We start from the raw sequence: 2,130 nt of genomic DNA, 5'->3' as shown, positions 1-2,130 counted from the left end.
CCCCCTCCCACTGGCTATGAAAAGCAACTGCGCATTTACCGTTTTTTTCACATGCTATCCGGATAATTCCGGGCAATGCGGCATCTGAGCCAGCCCGCCCCTAGCCGAATTTCCTGGAACGTGTCCCCTGATGGCCAAGACCCACGCACTGCCCACCCCCAAAGCATTCCGTCACTCTCACTTCGCCCTGCCCTGGTATGTCTGGTTGCTGATCGCGGGCGCCAGCGCTTACGGCCTGGCATTCGCCATGCATTGGGATGACCGGGGCCGGCTTTGGGTGTCGGAGCGCTTCCAGAGCCAGGCCGAGCGCCGGGAAAGCGTCTGGCTACCTGATTACCACGCCGTCATTGACGCCAAGGCGCTCCCGGGAATGGAAGACGACGAAGCGTCCGACCTGACCTATAGCCCACAGACCAAGACCCTGTTCGCGGTGATGGGCAGGAATCCGTTCCTGGTGGAGCTGAACCTGCAGGGTGACGTATTGCGCAAGATGCCGCTGGTGGGTTGGGGCAACCCTGAAGGCGTGGCTTTCATGGAAAACGGCCTGTTGGCCATCACCGATGAACGCCAGCACACGCTGTCGATCATCCAGGTCGACGCCAATACCCACGAGCTGAACATCAAGGATTTCCCCCAATATGACCTGGGCACGTCGAAGAACCAGAACAAGGGATTCGAAGCCATCGTCTGGGACCCCAAGAATCAGCAACTGATCCTTGGCGAAGAGCGCCCACCGGCACTGTTCACCTGGAAAAGCGACGGGAGCCAGTCGCTCAAGGGCGACAAGCAGATCCATGTCAGCAACGAACTCGACCTGCGCAACCTGTCAGCCCTGGCCGTGGACCCGCGCACCAACCACACGCTGGTGCTGTCAGCCGACTCCCATCTGCTACTGGAGCTGGACGAAGCAGGCAACCAGGTCAGCTTCATGACCTTGCTCGGCGGCTTCAATGGCCTGAAGGACACGATCCCTCGCGCCGAAGGCGTCACTGTCGATGAAGCCGGCACCCTCTACATCGTCAGTGAACCGAACCTCTTCTACCGTTTCGAAAAACGGCACTGACAGCGCGACTTCGTAAGACATTTCCCACCATCGTGTAGGATGTGGCACGCAGCCATTAAGCTTCAGTTCAGGCAGTCGTGGTATTTCCAACCACCTGTTTTTACCCGAGCCCTCCTACATGCGTCGACTTGTCCGCCCCAAGCCACTGTTTCTGCTGTTGCTGTCCATTGCGCTGATCGCGCTGATCGCGGCGGGTCAGTACCTGCGCCTGTTCGAACGCGCCTGGTTCAACATGAGCAGCCTGTGGCACCCCCTCAACGAGCAGGCAATCGCCCTGGATCAGTACCAGGTCGCGCTTGAGGCGCAGGTGATCGAAGGGTTGGACGATGACGTTTCGGCGCTGACCTTCGATCCGATCCGCAAGACCCTGTTCACCGTGACCAACAAGAATCCCGAGCTGATCGAGCTGTCACTGGACGGCAAGATCTTGCGGCGCATAGCCCTGGTCGGGTTTGGTGATTCGGAAGCGGTGGAATTCATCAGCGAGAACATCTATGTCATCACCGACGAGCGCCAACAACGGCTGATCAAGATTCACCTGGACGACGACACCCGGTTCCTGGACGCGGCCGAAGCCGAGCAGATCTCCCTCGGGGTGCACATGAGCAGCAACAAGGGTTTCGAAGGGTTGGCCTACGACTCCCTGGGCAAGCGGCTATTCGTGGCGAAGGAGCGCGACCCAATGCTGATCTACGAGGTCCACGGGTTTCCCCACCACAACCCGGAAAAATCCTATGCGGTGCACGTCGTCAACAATCCCAAGCGTGACGCCGGGCTCTTTGTGCGCGACCTTTCAAGCCTGCAATACGATGAGCGCAGCGGTCACCTGATGGCGCTGTCCGACGAGTCGCGGTTGATCATCGAGCTGGATATCAACGGCCGTCCGTTGAGCACGCTGTCGTTGAGCAAAGGCCGCCACGGCTTGCTGAAAACCGTCCCCCAGGCTGAAGGCCTGGCCGTGGATGACGATGGCAACCTGTATGTGGTGAGTGAGCCGAATCTGTTTTATGTGTTCAAGAAGCAGCAGCCTTGAAGCTTTCACCCTGACTACAAAACCACTGTGGGAG

2 protein-coding genes are annotated in these 2,130 nt (G+C 58.9%); both read left to right on the top strand.

What is annotated here, in order from left to right:
- The first annotated feature begins 130 nt into the window (after nucleotides 1-130).
- Complete coding sequence (locus tag ACE04F_RS08830; protein ID WP_486105949.1) at nucleotides 131-1,063, top strand: SdiA-regulated domain-containing protein; 933 nt, start codon at nucleotides 131-133, stop codon at nucleotides 1,061-1,063.
- 118 nt (nucleotides 1,064-1,181) lie between these two features.
- A complete protein-coding gene (locus tag ACE04F_RS08825) occupies nucleotides 1,182-2,096 on the top strand; it encodes an SdiA-regulated domain-containing protein (RefSeq protein WP_486105947.1) in 915 nt (304 codons plus the stop codon).
- The last annotated feature ends 34 nt before the right edge of the window (nucleotides 2,097-2,130 follow it).

The sequence above is a fragment of the Pseudomonas sp. AGC41 genome (genome assembly GCF_057334555.1).
The sequence above is the reverse complement of the archived record's forward strand: the minus strand, read 5'-3'. Positions and strand labels throughout refer to the sequence as shown.

What these genes read in the sequence shown, in the direction of transcription:
- ACE04F_RS08830 (WP_486105949.1), top strand. Translation starts at nt 131, where the DNA reads ATGGCCAAGACCCACGCACTGCCCACCCCCAAAGCATTCCGTCACTCT.
- ACE04F_RS08825 (WP_486105947.1), top strand. Translation starts at nt 1,182, where the DNA reads ATGCGTCGACTTGTCCGCCCCAAGCCACTGTTTCTGCTGTTGCTGTCC.